This is a genomic window from Enterobacter cloacae complex sp. P47BA (genome assembly GCF_014930485.1).
Taxonomy (GTDB): domain Bacteria; phylum Pseudomonadota; class Gammaproteobacteria; order Enterobacterales; family Enterobacteriaceae; genus Enterobacter; species Enterobacter bugandensis.
Genome location: NZ_JADBRF010000008.1, coordinates 1 through 21,083 on the forward strand (window position 1 = coordinate 1; position 21,083 = coordinate 21,083).

The 21,083-nt window shown below is 54.1% G+C and carries 18 protein-coding genes, 2 tRNA genes and 2 rRNA genes; 14 read left to right on the forward strand and 8 right to left on the reverse strand.

Annotated elements, in window-relative coordinates; all coding sequences use genetic code 11:
* The 4 genes from IM299_RS09880 to dkgB all read left to right on the forward strand — a co-directional run.
* A 23S ribosomal RNA gene (locus IM299_RS09880) occupies positions 1-693 on the forward strand; the annotation flags it as partial.
* A gap of 67 nt (positions 694-760) precedes the next feature.
* A 5S ribosomal RNA gene (rrf, locus tag IM299_RS09885) occupies positions 761-876 on the forward strand.
* Between the two features lie 56 nt (positions 877-932).
* Positions 933-1,009 (forward strand) — tRNA-Asp (locus IM299_RS09890).
* Between the two features lie 160 nt (positions 1,010-1,169).
* Positions 1,170-1,973, forward strand: a complete 804-nt coding sequence (gene dkgB, locus IM299_RS09895; protein ID WP_153657133.1) for a 2,5-didehydrogluconate reductase DkgB — start codon at positions 1,170-1,172, stop codon at positions 1,971-1,973.
* A 28-nt stretch (positions 1,974-2,001) separates the two neighbouring features.
* Here dkgB and yafC read toward each other — a convergent pair whose 3' ends face one another.
* A complete protein-coding gene (gene yafC / locus IM299_RS09900) occupies positions 2,002-2,907 on the reverse strand; it encodes a DNA-binding transcriptional regulator YafC (protein ID WP_028015603.1) in 906 nt (301 codons plus the stop codon).
* 104 nt (positions 2,908-3,011) lie between these two features.
* Here yafC and IM299_RS09905 point away from each other — a divergent pair, with 104 nt between their 5' ends.
* The 3 genes from IM299_RS09905 to IM299_RS09915 all read left to right on the forward strand — a co-directional run bounded on the left by IM299_RS09905 (position 3,012) and on the right by IM299_RS09915 (position 5,973).
* On the forward strand, positions 3,012-4,187 hold the full coding sequence (locus IM299_RS09905) for an MFS transporter (protein ID WP_028015604.1): 1,176 nt from the start codon (positions 3,012-3,014) through the stop codon (positions 4,185-4,187).
* 136 nt (positions 4,188-4,323) lie between these two features.
* The gene (locus IM299_RS09910; RefSeq protein ID WP_028015605.1) at positions 4,324-5,124 is read left to right on the forward strand and encodes an endonuclease/exonuclease/phosphatase family protein; all 801 of its coding nucleotides are present in this window, start codon (positions 4,324-4,326) and stop codon (positions 5,122-5,124) included.
* Positions 5,125-5,199: 75 nt separating this feature from the next.
* Positions 5,200-5,973 carry a class I SAM-dependent methyltransferase gene (locus tag IM299_RS09915; protein WP_193357423.1) on the forward strand — a complete coding sequence of 258 codons (774 nt, stop codon included), beginning with the start codon at positions 5,200-5,202 and terminating at the stop codon, positions 5,971-5,973.
* Between the two features lie 52 nt (positions 5,974-6,025).
* On the opposite strand, the gene mltD is transcribed toward IM299_RS09915, so the two are convergent.
* Positions 6,026-7,390, reverse strand: a complete 1,365-nt coding sequence (mltD, locus tag IM299_RS09920; RefSeq protein WP_041911175.1) for a murein transglycosylase D — start codon at positions 7,388-7,390, stop codon at positions 6,026-6,028.
* 68 nt (positions 7,391-7,458) lie between these two features.
* Positions 7,459-8,217, reverse strand: coding sequence for a hydroxyacylglutathione hydrolase (gloB, locus tag IM299_RS09925; protein ID WP_041911174.1), 759 nt, complete (start codon positions 8,215-8,217; stop codon positions 7,459-7,461).
* A gap of 32 nt (positions 8,218-8,249) precedes the next feature.
* Here gloB and IM299_RS09930 point away from each other — a divergent pair, with 32 nt between their 5' ends.
* Entirely contained in the window at positions 8,250-8,966 is a 717-nt protein-coding gene (locus tag IM299_RS09930) for a class I SAM-dependent methyltransferase (RefSeq protein WP_047363867.1), read from the forward strand.
* Here IM299_RS09930 and rnhA read toward each other — a convergent pair whose 3' ends face one another.
* On the reverse strand, positions 8,967-9,434 hold the full coding sequence (rnhA, locus tag IM299_RS09935) for a ribonuclease HI (RefSeq protein ID WP_193357424.1): 468 nt from the start codon (positions 9,432-9,434) through the stop codon (positions 8,967-8,969). It lies immediately after the preceding gene.
* A 64-nt stretch (positions 9,435-9,498) separates the two neighbouring features.
* Here rnhA and dnaQ point away from each other — a divergent pair, with 64 nt between their 5' ends.
* Positions 9,499-10,230, forward strand: coding sequence for a DNA polymerase III subunit epsilon (gene dnaQ, locus IM299_RS09940; protein ID WP_028015611.1), 732 nt, complete (start codon positions 9,499-9,501; stop codon positions 10,228-10,230).
* 132 nt (positions 10,231-10,362) lie between these two features.
* Positions 10,363-10,439: transfer RNA gene (locus IM299_RS09945), tRNA-Asp, on the forward strand.
* Between the two features lie 37 nt (positions 10,440-10,476).
* Here IM299_RS09945 and IM299_RS09950 read toward each other — a convergent pair.
* Positions 10,477-11,409 carry a DMT family transporter gene (locus IM299_RS09950; RefSeq protein WP_193357425.1) on the reverse strand — a complete coding sequence of 311 codons (933 nt, stop codon included), beginning with the start codon at positions 11,407-11,409 and terminating at the stop codon, positions 10,477-10,479.
* Positions 11,410-11,510: 101 nt separating this feature from the next.
* Here IM299_RS09950 and IM299_RS09955 point away from each other — a divergent pair, with 101 nt between their 5' ends.
* Positions 11,511-12,425, forward strand: coding sequence for a LysR family transcriptional regulator (locus tag IM299_RS09955; protein WP_041911171.1), 915 nt, complete (start codon positions 11,511-11,513; stop codon positions 12,423-12,425).
* Positions 12,426-12,569: 144 nt separating this feature from the next.
* Entirely contained in the window at positions 12,570-14,516 is a 1,947-nt protein-coding gene (locus tag IM299_RS09960; RefSeq protein WP_193357426.1) for a TonB-dependent copper receptor, read from the forward strand.
* A gap of 78 nt (positions 14,517-14,594) precedes the next feature.
* Here IM299_RS09960 and IM299_RS09965 read toward each other — a convergent pair whose 3' ends face one another.
* The 3 genes from IM299_RS09965 to IM299_RS09975 form a co-directional block, all read right to left on the reverse strand.
* A complete protein-coding gene (locus IM299_RS09965; protein ID WP_041911170.1) occupies positions 14,595-15,281 on the reverse strand; it encodes a response regulator transcription factor in 687 nt (228 codons plus the stop codon).
* Positions 15,282-15,365: 84 nt separating this feature from the next.
* Positions 15,366-18,698 carry an ATP-binding protein gene (locus IM299_RS09970; protein WP_193357427.1) on the reverse strand — a complete coding sequence of 1,111 codons (3,333 nt, stop codon included), beginning with the start codon at positions 18,696-18,698 and terminating at the stop codon, positions 15,366-15,368.
* A 2-nt stretch (positions 18,699-18,700) separates the two neighbouring features.
* The gene (locus IM299_RS09975) at positions 18,701-19,297 is read right to left on the reverse strand and encodes a response regulator transcription factor (protein ID WP_028015617.1); all 597 of its coding nucleotides are present in this window, start codon (positions 19,295-19,297) and stop codon (positions 18,701-18,703) included.
* 536 nt (positions 19,298-19,833) lie between these two features.
* Here IM299_RS09975 and IM299_RS09980 point away from each other — a divergent pair.
* Positions 19,834-20,574, forward strand: a complete 741-nt coding sequence (locus IM299_RS09980) for a helix-turn-helix domain-containing protein (protein ID WP_188246085.1) — start codon at positions 19,834-19,836, stop codon at positions 20,572-20,574.
* Positions 20,544-21,023: a hypothetical protein gene (locus IM299_RS09985; protein ID WP_126296587.1), complete on the forward strand. Its 480-nt coding sequence runs from the start codon at positions 20,544-20,546 to the stop codon at positions 21,021-21,023. Before IM299_RS09980 ends, IM299_RS09985 begins: the two co-directional genes overlap by 31 nt.
* Positions 21,024-21,083: the final 60 nt, after the last annotated feature.

Genomic DNA, 21,083 nt, shown 5'->3' on the forward strand with positions numbered 1-21,083 from the left:
ATCCGGGTTGCGGACAGTGTCTGGTGGGTAGTTTGACTGGGGCGGTCTCCTCCCAAAGAGTAACGGAGGAGCACGAAGGTTAGCTAATCCTGGTCGGACATCAGGAGGTTAGTGCAATGGCATAAGCTAGCTTGACTGCGAGAGTGACGGCTCGAGCAGGTGCGAAAGCAGGTCATAGTGATCCGGTGGTTCTGAATGGAAGGGCCATCGCTCAACGGATAAAAGGTACTCCGGGGATAACAGGCTGATACCGCCCAAGAGTTCATATCGACGGCGGTGTTTGGCACCTCGATGTCGGCTCATCACATCCTGGGGCTGAAGTAGGTCCCAAGGGTATGGCTGTTCGCCATTTAAAGTGGTACGCGAGCTGGGTTTAGAACGTCGTGAGACAGTTCGGTCCCTATCTGCCGTGGGCGCTGGAGAATTGAGGGGGGCTGCTCCTAGTACGAGAGGACCGGAGTGGACGCATCACTGGTGTTCGGGTTGTCATGCCAATGGCACTGCCCGGTAGCTAAATGCGGAAGAGATAAGTGCTGAAAGCATCTAAGCACGAAACTTGCCCCGAGATGAGTTCTCCCTGAGACTTTAAGTCTCCTGAAGGAACGTTGAAGACGACGACGTTGATAGGCCGGGTGTGTAAGCGCAGCGATGCGTTGAGCTAACCGGTACTAATGAACCGTGAGGCTTAACCTTACAACGCCGAAGGTGTTTTGGCGGTGAGAGAGACGATTTTCAGCCTGATACAGATTAACAGAATTTGCCTGGCGGCTTTAGCGCGGTGGTCCCACCTGACCCCATGCCGAACTCAGAAGTGAAACGCCGTAGCGCCGATGGTAGTGTGGGGTCTCCCCATGTGAGAGTAGGGAACTGCCAGGCATCAAATTAAGTAGTAAGCCGGTGCATTAATCCGGTGGTTACAAGCAGTCTTCGGTGGAGCGGTAGTTCAGTCGGTTAGAATACCTGCCTGTCACGCAGGGGGTCGCGGGTTCGAGTCCCGTCCGTTCCGCCACTTATTAAAAGCCCTGAGTTAACGCTCAGGGCTTTTTTCTTATCTGTCGTGTCATTGTTGCGGAAATAGCAAAAATCCTCTGCGTTTTGCGATCTTTTTCTCTATAACAGCGCAAGCGATAATCCTCCTCAGTTTACGAACATAACGATTGAGGAATATTATGACTCTCCCTGCATTTGGTCTGGGCACTTTCCGCCTGAAAGACGACGTAGTTATCGCATCAGTTAAAACCGCTCTTGAACTTGGCTATCGCGCAATTGATACGGCACAGATCTATGAAAACGAAGCTGCCGTTGGACAGGCTCTTGAAGAGAGCGGTGTACCGCGTAATGAACTGTTCATCACCACCAAAATCTGGATCGAAAACCTCAGCAAAGACAAGCTCATTCCAAGCCTGAAAGAGAGCCTGAAGAAACTGCGTACCGACTATGTCGATCTGACGCTGATCCACTGGCCGTCACCGAACGATGCCGTTTCTGTGGAAGAGTCCATGCAGGCGCTGTTGGAAGCGAAAAAGCAGGGCCTGACCCGTGAAATTGGTATTTCCAACTTCACCATCCCGCTGATGGAAAAGGCGATTGCCGCAGTTGGCGCAGAGAATATTGCGACCAACCAGATCGAGCTGTCTCCATACCTGCAAAACCGCAAAGTCGTGGACTGGGCAAAACAACACGGGATCCACATCACCTCTTACATGACGCTGGCCTACGGTAAGGCTCTGAAAGACGAGGTAATTATCCGTATTGCAGAGAAACATAACGCGACTGCTGCGCAGGTTATTCTGGCATGGGCAATGGGTGAAGGCTATGCCGTGATCCCATCATCAACCAAGCGCGAAAACCTGGCCAGCAACCTGCTAGCGCTGGATCTTCATCTGGATGACGATGATAAAAAAGCGATCGCAGCACTGGAGTGCAACGACCGCCTGGTGAGCCCGGAAGGTTTAGCCCCTGACTGGGATTAATAAGACCCTCCCTCTGTAACCTGAACCCTCACACAGCTCCTCCGGGAGCTGTTTTTATATGCTCGCTCAGGAAGTCGATAAAGGCGCGTATGCGCGTGCTTACCGCTCTGTCGCTGTAATACACCGCGCTGAAAGGCATCTCTACCGGCAAACGTTTATCGGCCATTAGCTCTACCAGTTCACCCCGCGCTATCTCTTTATCAATCATATAGTCTGACAAGCAGGCGATCCCATTCCCTTCCAGGCAAAGCTGCTTCAGCGTTTCTCCGCTGTTAGACGATAACCCGCAGGTAATTTCATGAAGCTGGCCATCATGACAGGCAACAGGCCAGGTGTTCAGCGACACCGGCTCCGTAAAGCCCAGGCACAGATGCTGCTTCAGTTCTTCAACCGTCTCCGGTTTACCATGTTCAGCAATATACTGTGGCGACGCGATAATTTTACGATAGCTGGCAAACAGCGGGCGGGCCCGCAGGCTGGAATCCGTCAGGGTTCCCGCCCGAATAGCCACATCTACCTTCCGCTCGATGAGGTTAATAAACGTCTCGGACGAGACCAGAGAGAGCGTCATCTCCGGATAGCGTTCACGGAAAGGTTTGATTAACGGCATCAGAAAATGAAGCACAACCGGCGTGGCAGCATCAATGCGCAGCAACCCGCGCGGCGTGCTGCGGGTTTCCATAATCTCCGTCTCCGCAGCGGCCATCTCCTGCAGCACCGACTGCACGCGGCGGAAATAACGTTCCCCTTCTTCCGTCAGGCTGAGCTGCCGCGTCGTTCGGTTGAGCAGACTCACCCCGAGCTTCATCTCCAGCTTTTTCACCGAACGGCTAATGGCCGAGTTAGCCTGTCCCAGCTGCTCGGCTGCGCGGCTAAAGCTGCCGCTTTCGACGACGGCGACAAAGATTGTCAGCTCTTCAGACGTTGCTTTCATTGTTGCACCACCTGCAAAATTCTATTGATATTTTAACCATTTTTGTTATTTAAGCACTGGCGCATACTGCCTGTCATCTTAATCCTGATGATACGGAGTATTTTATGCCACTGGCGCTACTTGCCCTGACGATCAGTGCCTTTGCAATTGGCACGACCGAATTTGTTATCGTGGGACTGGTTCCTACCATCGCTAACCAGCTTGCCATCTCGCTGCCCTCAGCCGGGTTACTGGTGTCTATCTACGCCCTGGGCGTTGCCGTCGGCGCGCCGGTGCTGACGGCCCTGACCGGACGTTTTCCGCGTAAACAGCTGTTAGTCGCGCTGATGGTGCTGTTTACCGCCGGGAACGTTCTGGCCTGGCAGGCTCCGGACTACACCACGCTGGTGATTGCCCGCCTGCTGACCGGTCTGGCACACGGCGTGTTCTTCTCGATTGGTTCCACCATTGCAACCAGCCTGGTCCCCAAAGAGAAAGCGGCTTCAGCGATCGCGATCATGTTCGGTGGGTTGACCGTCGCACTGGTCACAGGCGTACCGTTGGGAACGTTTATCGGACAGCATTTCGGCTGGCGTGAAACGTTTCTGGCCGTCTCCTTACTGGGCGTTATCGCTCTGGTGACTAGCCTGCTGCTGGTACCATCGAATATTCCAGGCCGGGCGAGCGCCAGCCTGCGCGATCAGCTGAAAGTGCTTACCCATCCGCGTTTGCTTATCATCTATGCGGTTACGGCTCTGGGCTATGGCGGCGTATTCACTGCCTTCACCTTCCTGGCACCGATGATGCAGGACCTGGCGGGCTTCTCCCCGAATGCCGTGAGCTGGATTTTGCTGGGATACGGTATTTCTGTGGCCATTGGCAATATCTGGGGCGGCAAGCTCGCGGATAAGCATGGTGCGGTACCGGCGCTGAAATTTATCTTCGCCGCCCTGGTGGTTCTGCTGATGATTTTCCAGTTCACGGCTTCAATGCAATACGCCGCGCTGGTCACGGTACTGGTGATGGGGATCTTCGCCTTCGGTAATGTGCCAGGGCTTCAGGTTTACGTTGTCCAGAAAGCCGAGCTCTATACGCCGAATGCGGTGGATGTGGCATCCGGTCTGAATATTGCCGCTTTTAATATTGGTATCGCGCTGGGCTCCATTATTGGCGGACAAACCGTCGAACACTTCGGATTAACCCAGACCCCATGGATTGGCGCGGTGATTGTCCTGGTCGCCTTCCTGCTGATTGGCCTGAGTGGACGCCTCGATAAGCCAGCCCGCGTAGCGCTGGGGTAACATCAGTAAGTGATTGCTTACAAAACTGGAAAGCGGTTTCTCAGAAATTGCGTTGAAAGTGTGACCTAAAGTCCCTATAACATTAGAACCAGTCCGTTTTCAGGGCTGGTTCATGTTACAGGGGCTGTTTCCAAAAGTGCGAAAAAATACCTATGCCATGCGTTATGTTGCCGGAATGCCCGCGGAGAGGATCTTACCTCCGGGGTCGTTTGCGAGCATAAGCCAGGCATTACCCGCCGGCACACCGTTAAGCAGCGATGATAAAATCCGGGTTCTGGTCTGGAATATCTTCAAGCAGCAGCGCGCGGAGTGGTTATCGGTACTCAAAAATTTTGGAAAAGATGCCCACCTGGTTCTGCTCCAGGAGGCGCAAACTACCCCTGAACTGGTACGGTTTGCCACCACGAATTACCTTGCCGCCGACCAGGTGCCGGCATTTGTTCTGCCGCAGCATCCCTCTGGCGTAATGACGCTTTCTGCTGCCCATCCGGTCTACTGTTGCCCGCTCCGCGAGCGCGAACCTATCCTGCGTCTGGCGAAATCAGCGCTGGTGACGGTCTATCCGCTGCCGGATACCCGTATGCTGATGGTCGTCAATATCCACGCGGTAAACTTTAGCCTCGGCGTGGATGTGTATAGTAAGCAGTTACTTCCTATTGGCGATCAGATTGCGCATCACAGCGGGCCCATCATCATGGCAGGCGATTTTAATGCCTGGAGCCGTCCGCGCATGAATGCGCTGTATCGCTTTGCGCGTGAAATGTCGCTGCGTGAAGTTCGCTTCAGTGATGACCAGCGTAAAAAAGCTTTTGGTCGTCCTCTCGACTTTGTCTTCTATCGCGGTTTGAGCGTGCACGACGCCTCTGTACTGGTGACGCGCGCTTCGGATCACAACCCTCTACTCGTTGAATTCAGTCCCGGCAAACCTGATAAATAATGGTGTGTCAGGTCTGCCGTGGGGCAGGCCGCGCGGGTGCTGCCCTTTTATTTTTAACCAACAAAGGACAGTACGATGACAACAACACACTCCCATCATGACAACGTAGAAAAACAGTTTGGTTCTCAGGCAAGTGCTTATCTGAGCAGCGCCGTGCATGCTTCAGGTCGCGATCTGGTGCGTCTCGGTGAACGTCTGGCGGCATTCCCGCAGGCGCACGTGCTGGACCTGGGATGTGGAGCAGGGCACGCCAGCTTTACGGCTGCGCAGCAGGTAGCCCACGTTACCGCATATGATTTATCGAGCCAGATGCTGGACGTCGTTGCTGAGGCGGCGAAAGCGAAAGGGCTGAACAATATTGATACGCAGCAGGGCTATGCGGAGTCTTTACCGTTTGATGACGCGTCGTTTGATGTCGCGATCAGCCGGTATTCCGCACACCACTGGCATGACGTCGGCCAGGCATTGCGCGAAGTCAGACGTGTTCTGAAGCCGGGTGGCACCTTCATCATTATGGACGTGATGTCTCCCGGACATTCGGTGCGTAATATCTGGCTGCAGACGGTCGAAGCGCTGCGCGACACCTCGCACGTGCAAAACTACGCCAGCGGGGAGTGGTTATCGTTTATCACTGAAGCCGGGCTGATTGCGCGCTCGTTAATAACAGACCGTTTACCGCTGGAGTTCAGCTCCTGGATAGCCCGTATGCGTACCCCGGAGGCGTTAAGCCAGGCGATTAGGCTTTACCAGGAGAGTGCGTCCGCAGAGGTGAAGGCGTACTTTGAACTGCAGGCGGATGGCTCATTTACGAGCGATACCATCATGGCTGAAGCGCAAAAAGCGGGATAAACAAAAAAGGCACCGAGGGGAATCGGTGCCTTTTTATCTTTCGATCGTGTTATCAGGAGTCTGGCGTGGCGCTGTTCTTCACAAACAGCGTCAGCTGGTCGCCCGGTTTCAGATTGTCAGTATCATTATTCCAGCGCATCACATCTTTGATGTTCACGCCGTGTCGTTTTGCGATACTGGACAGTGAATCGCCTTTGCGCACGCGATAGGTGATGCTATCGCTGTTGCTGGCGAGACGCTGTGCGCTGTTACCTGCACCCACCGTCAGTGTCTGACCCACCTTCAGCCCAGAGCTGCGCAGATTATTCCACTGCTGCAGATCTTTCGCCGTCACGCCAAGACGTGAGGCAATGCCTGAAAGGGTATCCCCTGAACGCACCTTATAGCTGCGGCTGCTAACGGATGAAGCATCGGCGATCAGCGTTGATTGAACGGCGGCAATTTCACCCGATGCTAAAGACTCACGTAACTGCGCCGCATGTTTCTGCGGAACCATCACATACTGCGGGCCGCTTGCCCCCAGCGTCGAGCCTTTAACGCCTGCATTAAAGGTTTTCAATTTACTTACCGACATACCCGTCATATCAGCAACTTGTTGAATATCAACCGGATTGCTGAGGCGCACGCGCGCCAGTGCACGACTTTCGTCTGGTGTTGGCAGTTGTACACCGTAACGCTTGCTGTTCTTGAGAATATCGCTCAAGGCCAGCATCTTCGGTACGTAAATCTTCGTTTCCTGTGGCAGTGAGAGCGACCAAAAATCGGTGGATTTACCCCGTGCTTTATTCGCTTTCATTGCCTTCAGTACACGACCTTCGCCACTGTTATACGCTGCGACCGTTAACAGCCAGTCGCCGTCAAACATCTTGTTCAGACGTTGCATCATGTCGAGAGCGGCTGTCGTTGAAGCGACAACATCGCGACGCGCATCATAGTTGCGGGTCTGTTTCAGACCATAGTTTCGCCCGGTGCTCGGAATGATCTGCCAAATGCCTGCGGCATTGGCGCCAGACGTCGCGTGTGGGTCAAAAGCGCTCTCCACTATGGGTAGGAGTACCAGCTCCATAGGCATGTTACGTTTTTTAACTTGCCCGGCTATCCAGTACATATACGGCTCTGCCCGTAACGTTACATCGTGGAGATAGCTCTTATTTCTTAAATACTTCTGCTTCTGTTCGCGAATCCGGCTGTTTTCCGGAATTCCCATCTTTAGCTCGTCGCCAATAGAGGTCCACAAGTCTTGCTCCTGCGCGAAAGATGTCCCATCGTCCATCCAGCGCGCCGAACTTGTAAACTTCCCTGCTTCCCCTTGACCAGCTGCAGAAAGGCTCTGTGCGTGCTGTTGTACGTTGCTGCCGTTCTGCGACTGGCAACCTACAAGCAGGACAGAGGCGAGTAATATCGCTTTTGCCTTCATGTGTGTGTCAATAGTTGCTTAAAAGACGAGCGATGATAACGGCGAAATTTTGAAAAGGCAACCCGCATTTATCTGAAGTTATCTTTCTTTGACCTTAACCATGCAAATCGCTGCTCTGGTTGTTGCAAATTTGTTTCTTGGTTAATTTTATTAATTAAATCAATATCATCTGTTCGTAAAAATAAATTAATCTGGCGCTCATTTTTCAGAATTACGGGCAGTGTATTTTGGTTTTTTGCACGTAACTCCTTCACTTTGTGATAATAATCCTGAATCGCCCGATCCTCAGGTAAGAGGCTTGCAGCAAACTTCATATTTCCTAATGTATACTCATGGGCGCAACAAATAAGGGTGTCATCCGGTAACGCACTAATCTTTTGTAAAGACTGATACATCTGTTCCGGTGTGCCTTCAAACAGTCTTCCGCAGCCGCCAGAGAACAAGGTGTCGCCACAAAAAAGATAAGGTTTGCTGTAGAAACACAGATGTCCCAAAGTGTGACCCGGTGTAGCAAATACGGAAAACTCCCACTCGTGGATGAGGATATTTTCGCCTTCTTCGACTACTTGCGTCGTTCCCTTATTTTGTGTCTCAGCCGGTCCGTACACCACAAGATGCGGAAATTGGGCGCGCAGTTCCTGCACGCCGCCAGTATGATCGTTATGATGATGCGTCAACAGAATGGCGTCAGGCTGCCAGCCGTTATCATTTATGGCGCGCAGTACAGGGGCGGATTCGCCGGGATCGACAATGACGCATCGACGCTCGTCATCGACCAAAACCCAGATGTAATTGTCCTCAAAAGCGGGAATACTGATAAGATTCATACATTACCTCTTATAGCGTGGCGGGTGTTTTGATGAAACCGGCAAGGATACCTCAGTCTGTCGCAGCACCGGAACGTTGGGCGGAATTGCCCTGGGGTGAATACTATCGCGAGGCACTGGAGCAGCAGCTGAAGCCCTGGCTCGCGAAAATGTATGGCTTTCACCTGCTTAAGATTGGCAATCTCAGCGCGGAAATCAATACCGAAAGCTGCGCTATCTCACATCAGGTTAACGTCTCTCTCGGCGGATCGCCGGTTCAGGTGAAGGCAGACCCGTTGCATCTGCCATTTGCAGAGAAATCCGTTGATGCATGCCTTCTTGCACACGCGTTGCCCTGGTGCAGCGATCCTCACCGTATGCTGCGTGAAGCCGATCGCGTTCTGATTGATGACGGCTGGCTGATCCTCAGCGGATTCAATCCGCTGAGCCTGATGGGGCTGCGCAAGCTGGTACCCGTGCTGCGCCGAACGCCACCCTATAACAGCCGAATGTTCACCATGATGCGCCAGCTCGACTGGCTTTCACTGCTGAACTTTGAAGTGCTCTGCTACGGCGGGTTTCAGGTACTGCCGTGGGCGCGGAAGGGGGGAGTGTTGTTAAGCACGCATTTGCCCGCCTTAGGCTGCATGCAGTTTATCGTCGCGCGTAAGCGAACCATCCCCCTTACGCTTAACCCGATGAAGCAGAGCAAATCGAAAACGCCTATCCGGCAGACCGTTGGCGCAACGCGGCAGTACAGAAAGCCCTGATCAGGATTCAGGCTGGTAGCCTGCATCCTCATGGGCCGGGTTTAAAGCCGCCGCGCGCGCCAGTTCGTCGCAGCGTTCGTTCTCAGGGTGACCAGCATGCCCTTTTACCCATTCCCATTTTATTTGGTGCTGACCTAATGCCGCATCCAGCCGCTTCCAGAGATCGACATTTTTAACCGGCTTTTTATCCGCAGTTTTCCAGCCGCGTTTTTTCCAGTTGTGGATCCACTGGGTGATACCCTGGCGCACGTACTGGCTGTCGGTACTGAGCACCACGTCGCAGTGTTCTTTTAAGGCTTCCAGCGCCACAATGGCCGCCATCAACTCCATACGGTTGTTGGTGGTCAGGAAATAGCCTTCGCTAAAAGTTTTTTCATGATGGCGATAGCGCATAATCGCGCCGTAGCCGCCGGGCCCTGGGTTGCCGAGACAAGATCCATCGGTGAAAATTTCTACCTGTTTACGCATCTCTGGTAGACTTCCTGTATTTGAAACGTTCAGTTAAACGATAAGTCTGACATAAATGACCGCTATGAGCACTGCAATTACTCGCCAGATTGTCCTCGATACCGAAACCACCGGTATGAACCAGATAGGCGCGCACTACGAAGGGCATAAGATCATTGAGATCGGTGCCGTTGAAGTGGTGAACCGTCGTCTCACGGGGAACAACTTCCACGTGTATCTCAAACCCGATCGGCTGGTGGATCCAGAGGCGTTCGGCGTTCACGGTATTGCCGATGAGTTCTTGCTGGATAAACCGACCTTTGGTGAGGTGGCAGACGAGTTTCTGGAATACATCAAAGGCGCCGAACTCATCATCCATAACGCCTCGTTCGATATCGGCTTTATGGACTATGAGTTTAGTAAGCTTCATCGCGATATTCCGAAAACAAACACCTTTTGCAAAGTGACCGATAGCCTGGCGCTGGCGAGGAAGATGTTTCCCGGCAAGCGTAACAGCCTCGATGCGCTCTGTTCACGTTACGAAATAGACAACACCAAGCGAACGTTGCACGGGGCATTGCTCGATGCCCAGATCCTGGCCGACGTCTATCTGGCAATGACCGGCGGACAGACGTCGATGAAGTTCAGCATGGAAAATGAGTCACAGCAGACGCAGGGCGAAGCGGGCATTCAGCGCGTTGTCCGTCAGGCAAGCCGCTTGCGGGTTGTTTTAGCCAGTGATGAAGAGCTACTTAACCATGAATCCCGTCTCGACCTTGTGCAGAAGAAGGGCGGAAGCTGTATGTGGCGCGCCTGAAAAAACGCCACAATGCCTGTAAAATCATCGGTTGGGTGAATTTTGCAGCAAACGATTCAAAACGTGAGAAAAAGCGTTGACGAGATCGGAGGCACACCGTAATATGCGCCTCGTTCCCCAAGCGGGAACAGTGGAGCGGTAGTTCAGTCGGTTAGAATACCTGCCTGTCACGCAGGGGGTCGCGGGTTCGAGTCCCGTCCGTTCCGCCACTATTCAGGCCCGCGTTATTTATAACGTGGGCCTTTTTCATATCTGTACTTTTTCGTCTGCGCGTTCGATCTTCGCGACTTTCCTTTGCGAGGCGCGAGAGCAGAGGGCAATGCCAAACAGAATCAGTACCGTGCTGACCAGATGATACGAATGCAACGTAACGTGCAGGAACATCACGCTGAACAGACCGCCGCTCAGCGGAATAAGGTGGGAATAAATCTCCCCGCGGGTTGCACCGATAGCCGCAATGCCTTTATTCCACAGCAGGTAAGAGAGCCAGGAAGGAAAGACCACCAGATACATCAGCCCGCTTAAAAAGCCCGGTGCGGTATAGGCCGTCCAGTCAGGTAAGCCGGTCTTTATCAACGATATCGCCAGTACCGGTAACAACACCAGGGCACCGAGGACCGCGCTCACGGCCACAAAGGCATTCCCTCCGACGCTTTTCGGCTTCATGCGCAAGAAAGCACAATAAACGGCCCAGCTGGCGGCAGAGCCCATGGTCCAGATATCGCCGCGATTCAGATTTTTAAGCGTATCCAGATGCAGCAGATCGCCCTGCATGACCAGCCAGACGACGCCCAATGAACTGAGAACAACGCCAGCAATATTCTGTACTGATATTTTCTCTTTAAAGACCAGCTTGTTTATCAATAAAACCAGGGCAGGCGTTGTAGATAAATAAATAGCTGCATTAAGAGATGAAGTATATTGCAGGCCGATATACAGCGTGAGTGGGAACATAACCTGTCCACACAGAGCAAGAAATATGATCGTACCTTTCACCTTTTTCATCATCGGCCACTGGGCGCGAATCTGTCTGATATAAAGCATCGATAAAAGAAGAGCCGTAATTATCCAGCGTGCGGCGGATAATATAATCGGGTCTGCATGCGCCACCAGTAAATGACCGACGACATAATTACCCCCCCAAAAACAGGCCGCGAGACTAAGTAAAAAATAGGGCATAAAGGCTCCTGATAATAAACATTTTGTCTGCCTTTAGAGTACTGCCGGTGCAGAATTAAATGCTAATATAATATTTTCATCTCACGGTATTGGCTGAAACTATGAAGTTTACTCTCAGGCAACTTGAGTTCTACATTGCGTTAGCGGAAACATTACAAATTTCCAAAGCGGCCAGCCGTTGTCATATATCGCAATCTTCCATGACGGTCTCTATGCGCAACCTGGAGGAGGCGGTGAATGCCCCTCTCTTTATCCGCCATGCAAAAGGGATCCAGTTAACTCCCGTGGGCGAGCGATTTCTCAATCATGCCCGCAAGATCCTCCACGATAGCCGCGCGGCGGTGGAGGATCTCCATCAGCAGCCTGAGGCGATTAACGGCGTCGTGCGCATCGGCATTGCCGAAACCCTTTCCGCTTATCTGCTGCCCAATCTCTGGGGCGATATTGCGCAGCGTTTTCCGCTGCTGGAGACGGCATTTCATGAGGCGCCCGCATCGCAGCTGCTTCAGGCCTTGCGTCAGGGAGATCTCGATTTTTGTCTTTTGCTGACCTCCAATATCAGCCACGATAGTACGCTTGAGGTCGAAACGTGGATCCGTTCGCCGCGCCGGTTATGGACCGCCATCGGCCATCCTCTTCTCAGCGTGCCGGAGCTTCGGTTAAAGGATGTGGAAAAGGCGCCATTCCTGTTGCTGGTGACGGACGACTATCCCGATGTGATATCCGACTACTGGCAAAGCAGGGGCTGTCATCCTGACATTCATTTTCGCACCAACTCCTTTGAGGCGATTCGAAGTCTGGTCGCGCAGGGAAAGGGGGTGACGATTTTATCCGATCTGGTCTATCGCCCGTGGGCGCTCGGCGGTCAGCGCGTGATCCGGCGCACCATTGACGACTGCATTACCTATATGGATGTGGGCATCGTCAAAAACGTCGGACAGCCGCTTTCGCCGGCCTGTTTGCGGTTGATGGATTTTTTACGACAGCAAACGGCACGCCTGGGCGAAGCGCGCTGAACTGCGTCCCTGAGATTTCCGTTATCCGCCAGATATTTCCTGATTTCCCTGAGGGCCTTCTTGCCCGCAGGTCGTGTATTCCGCTGCTGGGGATGAAGACAATAAGCGCCTTGCTTATTTTCTTTACCGAAACGGAATTGTGCTATGTCTGGTATCACCGCGAGCGGTATTCGTTCCCTGCTCGCCTCCCGTCCACTCTTGTTGGTTCTCTGCTGTGCCACCGCTTGGCCGGCATACGCTGAAGAGTCGATGACCGTTGAGGGGTATTATCGCGATCCCGCGTCATTTATCGCTCCGGCTCATACTCCAGCACAACAATTGCCTGCCAGCGACGGTGCGGGCGCGCTAAAAAACATCCCGGGTTTTTCCGTGCTGCGCAGCGGCGGGAGTAACGGCGATCCGGTGTTGCGCGGGATGTTCGGTTCCCGGCTGACGTTGCTTGCAGACGGCGTCAGCACTCAGGGGGGCTGCGGCTCGCGCATGGATACCCCAACGGCCTATATCACTCCGCAAAGTTACGACACGATAACCGTCATCAAAGGCCCACAAAGCGTGCTCTGGGGGCCAATGGGGTCCGCCGGAACATTGCTTTTTGAACGCCAGCCGGACTATTTCAGCGTACCTGAGCTAAAAGGCAGCGCTGAGCTGCTGCGGGGCGCTAACGGACGCGCGGATCAAAACCTTAATCTCGCGTTTGGCGACCCGCGCGGTTACGTCCGCCTGGACGGTAATCATTCGGAGGCGGATGACTACCGGGATGGTCATGGCAACCGCGTGCCGGGCCTGTGGCGCAGATGGAACAGCGGCGTCACGGTTGGGCTCACGCCTGATGAGGACACGCTGGCGGAGCTAAGCGTGGGAGCCAGCGACGGTAAAGCCCGCTATGCGGGTCGGATGATGGATGGTAGCCGTTTTGCCCGTAAAAGCGCGGCGCTAAAACTGGAGAAATACCACCTGAGCGAGCACGTCAGCAAACTTAGCTGGCAGCTCTATGCCAATGATACTGACCACATTATGGATAACTACAGCCTGCGTCAGCCCGTTGGACCGAAGCGTAAGTCTGAAGTTGGCGGCGTGGTGATGGGCAGCCGCTTTGCCGGCGTGTGGGAAGATGAAACCACCACGCTTACCGCCGGCGCGGACGTAATGCGTAAAAGTCACCGTAAAAAAAGCGCAGGATCGTGGCGTGACGATGCCCGTTTTACCCAGGCGGGTCTGTTTAGCGAATGGCGCCAGTCCGTTACGGCGGACGATACGGTTATCGTGGGTGCGAGACTGGATAGCATTCGCGCGGACGATCGGCGCAGCGCGCAAAATAGCTCCCGGCACGACCTCCTGCCCGGCGCATTCACGCGCTATGAGTATCGCGTACCTGACGCACCCGTCATGCTTTATAGCGGCATCGGTTATACCGAACGTTTTCCTGATTACTGGGAGCTATTTTCCGGCAAGGCTGGAGAACAAAGCTTTCGTCAGCTGAAAACAGAAAAGACCCTGCAATGGGATAGCGGCGTGCAATTACACGGCGACAAGGTTAGCGCCTGGGCATCGGCCTATGTCGGGCGAACTACCGATTACATTTTGTTTGATTATAGCCGCACGCCGTCGCAGGCCAGCAACATCAATGCCGCCGTAATGGGCGCGGAGACGGGCGCAAGCTGGAGCCTGACGCCCAACTGGGCACTGACGGGAAGCCTGAGCTACGCCTGGGGCGAGAATCGTAGCGATAAACAGCCGCTGCCGCAGATGCCGCCGCTCGAAGGGCGGCTGGCGCTGGACTATACCGGGCAACAGTGGCGCACCGGATTACTCTGGCGTGTGGTTGCGCCGCAGCATCGCGTGGCGCAAAACAAAGGTAACGTCACCGGCCAGGATCTCGGCCCGAGCGCGGGGTTTGGTGTGCTTTCGTGGAGCGCGGGCTACACATTTAACGACCATTTTGAGTCCCGCGTGGGTATTGAGAATCTGTTCAATAAATACTACAGCGAGCACCTCAACCTGGCGGGCGCCAGCCAGTTCGGATACGCCGCAAATCAGCAAATCCCTGAACCGGGGCGCGTCTGGTGGCTGGCGATGACATACCATTTCTGATCCTGAGCTTCATTGCTGAGAGCGACCGTTGAGGCGTACGTTTGCCTCTACCGCCTGTTTACAGGCGGTTTTTTTATTTCAGATAGCAATATCGAACATTTGCGTTTTCGCCAGCAGGCAATAGAGCTGACAGTCGCTGTTTACCCCCAGTTTTTCCATCGCGCGCAGCTTATGGGCGCTGACGGTTTTATTACTCAAATGCAGCTGTCTGGCGATCTCTGTCAGACTCATCCCTTTGCAGAGCATACGCAACACATCAATTTCACGGGGCGAGAGCTCTTGCTCCGTTTGTGCGCCGGTCTGGAACAGGGAATGCATCAGCTCGCGCTCAATATAAACTTCCCCATTGATCACTGACGTCAGCGTTCTGCTCAGGGTTTTCTCACAGGTGTCCCGACTAATATAGGCTTTGGCGCCTGCCTCCAGCGACATGCGGATAAGCTGCGTGTTTTTGTAGGGCGAAAGCACAATGATTTTAAGCTGCGGATATTTACGGCTGAGCCATTTAATCAGCAATACGCCGTCCATTCCGTTGAGAGGGTTAACGGTTTGGCTGGTGGCAAGAGAAAAGCCAAGGAACAGAATGTCGACAGGCTGTTGGGATAGCAGTGAAAGCAGCTCAGATGGCGTTGCGGTATCGCCCTGAATGCAAAACTCCGGGCGGGGTGAGCCATCGCTGAAAAGAGAGGGCATATTGGTGATCATGGATAAGACGCCACGACGGATAATGGTGTGCTCATCGGCAATAGCGATACGGACTTTCATGGTTTCTCCTTCGAAAATGTGGGCGACGGTAGGGATAACGCCGCCGGATGACCAGAAAGATACAGATCCTATGCAGAGCATTCTTTAGTACTTGTCAGATAATTCCTTCAGTGCGGTATCGAGTTGCTGCAGATTCGCTTCCATGCGCGCGCAGAAACGCGATGTCAGCGCAGGCAGGGCTTCAGCCGTTATGACCCCTGCCGCCAGCATCTCCGGCAACACTTCAATTGCCTGACAGGTGCGGGTGGCGTTGCGCATGGCAAAGAGGCTCCAGGAGGCCTTCAGACGATGCGCGAGCTGGCTTAGCGTTTGCGGTGACGGGGTGTTTTCCCGTAGCTGTCGAATATCAAGGGTAATGGCTTCGCGCATTTGCTGGCGCATCAGGGTCATGATCTCCGGTTGACCGTTGGCCAGACGCCGGAGTTCGCTGAGGTCAGGCCCCTGATTGCGCAGGCTGTATTGCTGCGTCAGCGCCTGATGCAGGGCATTGAGGGAGAGCGGTTTTCGCAATAACGCGTCCATTCCGGCATGTTTTGCCCGATCGTCCTCACTCTGCAGCGCGCTGGCGGTGTAACCGAGAATCGCGGCCGGCGCGGTGATGCTGCCGGCAATATCGCGCAGGAGTATTAACGATGTAAGTTGATAGCCGTCCATGAGGGCCATCTGGCAGTCGGTTATCAGGATATCCACCGGCTCGTTTTCCAGGCGCGCAAGGGCTTCGCCAGCGCTGGCGCAAGGAATAACCTCCTGACCCAGCTCCTGCAGCTGGAGCGCTAACACCGTCAGGTTTGCCGGAAAATCGTCAACGATCATGATGCGATGCGGTGGCAGAGGGGTTATTACAGGTGTCTCATCGGCCGTTGCCGCCGGGCTGGCGACATGAAGCGGTATGCTCACCGTCACCTGCGTACCGCTCCCCGCTTCGCTGGCTATCGTCAGCACGCCTCCCATTAGCTCGACTAACTGGTAACAGATCGCCAGCCCCAGCCCGCTGCTTTGCGGCGTGCTGCTGTCAGTCTGAAACCACGGCTGACCGAGGTGTGGAAGGGCATCGGCCGGGATACCGATGCCAGTGTCGCGAATCAACAGCTGCAAATGTTCACCGTTGAGCTCGGCGTGAAAAACAATTTCTCCCTGCGGCGTATATTTAATGGCGTTGCCCAACAGATTGGCGATGATCTGATTCAGCCGTGCTTTATCGAACAGGAACCAGCCGTCGTGCGGCACGTTCAACTCGCTGCGCCAGTGGAGACCTTTAGCGTTGGCGCTGCTGGCAAAAATCTCCGCGCTGGCGTTAAGCGTCTGCCACAGGGGCCAGGCCTGTGGCTCCAGCCTTAACTCGCCTGCTTCAATCCGCGACAAATCCAGTACGCCGCCAATCACGTCGCGCAATGACCCGGCTGCCTGCCAGGCGATGTTGAGGGACTCGCTTTTGTCGCGCTCCATCTCAAGCAGGCCCAGCATGGCGTTGAGCGGGGTACGAATGTCATGGCTCATGCGGGCGAGGAAGTTCGATTTTTCAGTGCTGGCCTGCTCCGCCTGCGCCAGCGCCTGATTGAGCGCAGCGGTCAGCGCGGCTTTTTCAGTGATATCGATCCAGCCTCCGACCACGCCCTGAGGCCGCCCCCGCGTATCGGTATAGCGGCAAAGCCACCAGTAAAGGGTGGAATTGTTCTGAGTGGTTTCACCCGTTAACGGCGACGCGGCATGGAGCAGCGAGAGGCGATGCGGCAACGTAAACTGTTGGGCAAGCTCGCCCAAAGGCAGGCTGGAAAAGGGGGCGCCCTCTTCGGGCAGTGCCGTGAGTAACGGTGAGTGAATAAAGGAGTCGTTATAGCGCGTCAGCCGCCCGGTCGGATCGCAGACAAACAGCGGCACCGGGACATTGTTCATCAGAGTTTGCCAGAGTGAGAGCGCGTTGTGCAGCTCTGCCGTGTCCCGCTCGCGCTGGCGTCGCTGGCTCTGCGCGGCGCTAAAGGTCAGCAGGGCGACGAATGCTGCGCAAATCGCCACCACGGCGAGCATGACCAGCCATAGCGATTGCACCGGGGCGGTGGGTGTCGTCTGTACGGCCTGCGACAGGTTAAGGCTCGCGTAGATATCAGCCTGCGTTACGGACGCCATGACCGCATTCACCCTTTTGGCATCCGCCGGGTCAGAAATATTTGGTACAAACCATAGCGGCACTTCCGGCAGCGCCAGCGGCGTCAGCGACAGATTGCTGGCGTTATGCTGGCGCAGCAGGTGATGGAGTATAAACGCATCGCCCGCAAGCCCGTCCGCGCCTCCGGCTTTGAGCAATTCAAAACCCTGATCGAGCGAGTTAACCAGCACAAGGTTATCCGCAGGTAACGCCTGACGCAGTAACGTGACGAGCGGAGAGATGCGTATGACGGCAATCCGCTTATGCTGTAATGCGGACAAGGAGCCGGAAAGCGGGTTGCTGTCCTCACTGAGCAGGGCCCAGCTCAGTGAGTCAAACGTGATAGCACTCTTTGACGGTGGCGTCGTGCTGGCGACTATGCGCAACGTGTTCTCCGCATACTGAAGCGGGGGCGCATCAAGGTTGAAGGTCAGGCTATACAGGTTGGACGGAAACAGATTGAGCAGCAGATCGCGCCATACCCCCTGAATATGCCCGTCAGGCGTGAGCGTGACCATTGGCGGCGAAATAGCGGGAAGCAAAACGTGCAGCGTGATTTTGGGCGCATTTTCCTTTACGGGGGAATGGCGGGCGTCAAAGACGCTGCCGTCCGGCAAAAGCCACTTTTGTTCCAGCCATTCAGCGTCTTCCGGGTTAAGGGTGTGAATACGCTCGTTGAAGATTTCCAGCGTGTTTGCCTGCTCAGGCAGAGCCCAGGCACGAAAATGTAGCGGGGGAGTATCGTCCAGCGGCGTCAGGGTCAGCGTGGTGGCGGGGGAGTGGGTCAGCCAGTTACGTAAAACAAACTCCGGGGCGATGAATTCCCGCGCTTTCCCTGCTGCCAACTGCCTGACGTTTTCTCCCGGTGAGGCTGAACCCGTCGCAGAGCAGCGGGTCGCGACCTCTGACGGTAATTCCGGAAAGCACAGTGTACCGCCGCGTCCCTCTTTTATGCTCAGGGACGCCAGCGGGAAAGCGAACATTGGCTCGCTGGCGACCAGATCGGCTGCAGGACGCCGGGCGGCGATTAACACATCGATGCGCTTTCGCTTCAACGCATCCAGCGCCGTTGCCGGGTCGCTAAAACGCTGGACGTCCGGCAGCGTCGTATTGCTAAACAATATGCTGAGTTCATCATCCAGAATTCCCGGCGGCCGATCGATTACGAGAAAAGGCGGCGCGGCGCTCAGCAGGCCCACGCGCAGCGTGCCAGCCGCCGCGTGCCCGCTTATCAGCATGAGGATAAATAATGTCGCCAGCCAGCCTCTGCGCATGCTCAGCTCACCAGCCCCAGACTTTGCGCGCACTGAAGCAGCTCGAAATCATTCCTGGCGTTGAGTTTGCTCATGGCACTCTTTTTTTGCGTACTGATGGTCTGCTTCGTCCGGTTAAGCTGGGCGCTGATCTCGTTCACGGTGAAACCGCGCACCAGCAGGCGCAGCACTTCTGTTTCCCGTTCGGTCAACTGTGCCTGAGGCTTCACCGGTTCGATTTGCCCCCGCAGGGTGCTGCGCAGCGTCTGCAGCAGATTGTTGGACAAACTGGCTTTGTTGAGAACGGCATGCACCCCGCTGCGCCGCAGCGAGTCCAGAAGCTCAGGATTGGTGATCATGGTGACCACCACAATCATGCTCTGCGGATAATGGCGAATCAGCGAGCGGATCATGGTTAATCCGTCCGGGCTGCGCGTGCCGGGCATACTCAGGTCGGTGATGATGATATCGACAGGCTCGCTCGCCAGTTTATTCATGAGTTCATCAGCACTGAGCGCTTCGTGAACGACCCGATAAAGGTCCGGGCGCGTCTGCAGCAATGTGCGCAAGCCTAATAAATAGACAGGGTGGTCGTCGGCAATCAGAACTGTTTTTAGCATGACATCCGATCCGGCAAGGAAAAGACAGGTGTTCACCGCACATCTTAGCGAATGGCGCTTTAGCATCACTCTTACAGTGTAGAGCAGAGTGAGGTGAAAAAGAGTAGCTAAAAAGTGGTGGGCTGTATAGTTGCTGGGGGGCATCAGCCGATCCTGATGGAAAACCGAAAGGTAAAGTAACGACGTTTTCACATTCTATGATAGAGATTTTTTCCGGAGCAGCTGAATGGTTTGTTATTTATCGCGAAATAGCGGCATGGAGGACGATATTTCTCAGGTACGGAAAGGAATTCCTTATTGTTCAGGTTGAATATCAGGTATTACTCAGGCGTTACTCAGAATAAACTTTCTGAAATCATGAATTGGTTGTGGAAAAATCAGGACGGGAAATAGCGCAAAGAGCGAAGGTACTATCATTTATAAGGATATGTTGTTAATTTGTGCCTGAATTAGATAACAGACATGTAACTGTTAATACCTGCGCTTTTTCGTCATAACAATGTAAACGCTGTAATTTTATTATCCAGGACCTACCCGTGAATAACGAAGAAATCTCTCTTTCAGCGTCAGTAACGTTCGTACCGGAAAAATCATCTCTGGCAACCGTGGATCATGGTGATATACATCTGACGCCCAACGAGCGTCGTTTGCTGGAGTTGATCCTCAGCGGCAAATGTAAAAAAGAGACCATATTTGAAGAGATCTGGCTTAACCAGGGCATGATTGTTAGCGAATCCAGCTATCACCAGCTTATAAAAATGCTCCGCCGCAAGCTGCAAAATGCCGGCCTGCCGGGCTCGATCATTAAAACCATTCCCCGTTATGGTGTAGTACTGGCACCCTGCGAAACGCAGGACAGTGAGGTCGCTTGCCCGCCGCCAGAAGAGCCTGATAACGCGTCTTGTCCCACTCCCGTCGATTGCCCGTCGTTGCCTGCTATCACGGCGGAGTCAATGAAAACTCCCTCACGTCAATACGGGACTCTGCTGGCGGCGCTGTGCAGCTTGTTGATTACCCTTCCAACGCTGGTGGTGGTCTGCACGGCGGACACGCCGCAGGCGTTTCAGGAAAATCTCTACGTAGATGGCGTCATGTTTCATCTCTCTTCGCTGCGCAGTGTCGATCGGCAGGCGCTGGCGAGAAAGCGGCATGCCCTGCCGGCGGGCATCAATAACGTGTACATCGCGTCGAACGGTCCAAAAGTGTTCGTTGCGCAATGTGAAGGCGAACTATCTCAGGAGGGAAAATGCGGTTACGAATACTATTCGTCATATTGATGGTTTGCATCAGCGTTTCGCTGGGTGGCGCGCTGGCTTACCTGACCAGCAACTACCTGGAGAGCAGAAAAGTGCCCGCCGAGCCCTGCAGCAGCGTCATACGTAATGGTAAATTTATTGATGAAAGCCTGCAGCATTACCAGTTTAATGGTGTGATCACCTGGTGGCCTAAACTCCACAGGCTAACGCTATTTGGTGTAAAAACCGATGAGGCCGGTAACCGGGTATTCAACCGAACCCTGCAGTTAAAATCGGTGACACAGAAGGGAAATGTCATCAATGGCCGGGTGGCAGAATTAAAAATTGCCGTTGGCGATCAGCTGCCGGAGAAGACCTTTCTGATAAGTGAAGATGGTCAGTATATTAACCTGTTATTCAAGCCGATTAATAAAGATAGCTGGCTGATGAAAATTAATGATAACTGGGTAGCAATGTGTGAGTATAAATAATCTCACGATAATTTTATTATAAGACATATCCAGGCTGACGAGTTTTAAATCTGCTGCTGC

Coding starts and splice junctions, on each gene's coding strand:
- IM299_RS09985 (WP_126296587.1), top strand. CDS start 20,544: ATGCGGTTACGAATACTATTCGTCATATTGATGGTTTGCATCAGCGTT.
- dnaQ (WP_028015611.1), top strand. CDS start 9,499: ATGAGCACTGCAATTACTCGCCAGATTGTCCTCGATACCGAAACCACC.
- IM299_RS09950 (WP_193357425.1), bottom strand. CDS start 11,409: ATGCCCTATTTTTTACTTAGTCTCGCGGCCTGTTTTTGGGGGGGTAAT.
- IM299_RS09955 (WP_041911171.1), top strand. CDS start 11,511: ATGAAGTTTACTCTCAGGCAACTTGAGTTCTACATTGCGTTAGCGGAA.
- IM299_RS09905 (WP_028015604.1), top strand. CDS start 3,012: ATGCCACTGGCGCTACTTGCCCTGACGATCAGTGCCTTTGCAATTGGC.
- yafC (WP_028015603.1), bottom strand. CDS start 2,907: ATGAAAGCAACGTCTGAAGAGCTGACAATCTTTGTCGCCGTCGTCGAA.
- IM299_RS09930 (WP_047363867.1), top strand. CDS start 8,250: ATGAAACCGGCAAGGATACCTCAGTCTGTCGCAGCACCGGAACGTTGG.
- dkgB (WP_153657133.1), top strand. CDS start 1,170: ATGACTCTCCCTGCATTTGGTCTGGGCACTTTCCGCCTGAAAGACGAC.
- rnhA (WP_193357424.1), bottom strand. CDS start 9,434: ATGCGTAAACAGGTAGAAATTTTCACCGATGGATCTTGTCTCGGCAAC.
- IM299_RS09965 (WP_041911170.1), bottom strand. CDS start 15,281: ATGAAAGTCCGTATCGCTATTGCCGATGAGCACACCATTATCCGTCGT.
- mltD (WP_041911175.1), bottom strand. CDS start 7,390: ATGAAGGCAAAAGCGATATTACTCGCCTCTGTCCTGCTTGTAGGTTGC.
- IM299_RS09960 (WP_193357426.1), top strand. CDS start 12,570: ATGTCTGGTATCACCGCGAGCGGTATTCGTTCCCTGCTCGCCTCCCGT.
- gloB (WP_041911174.1), bottom strand. CDS start 8,217: ATGAATCTTATCAGTATTCCCGCTTTTGAGGACAATTACATCTGGGTT.
- IM299_RS09915 (WP_193357423.1), top strand. CDS start 5,200: ATGACAACAACACACTCCCATCATGACAACGTAGAAAAACAGTTTGGT.
- IM299_RS09970 (WP_193357427.1), bottom strand. CDS start 18,698: ATGCGCAGAGGCTGGCTGGCGACATTATTTATCCTCATGCTGATAAGC.
- IM299_RS09975 (WP_028015617.1), bottom strand. CDS start 19,297: ATGCTAAAAACAGTTCTGATTGCCGACGACCACCCTGTCTATTTATTA.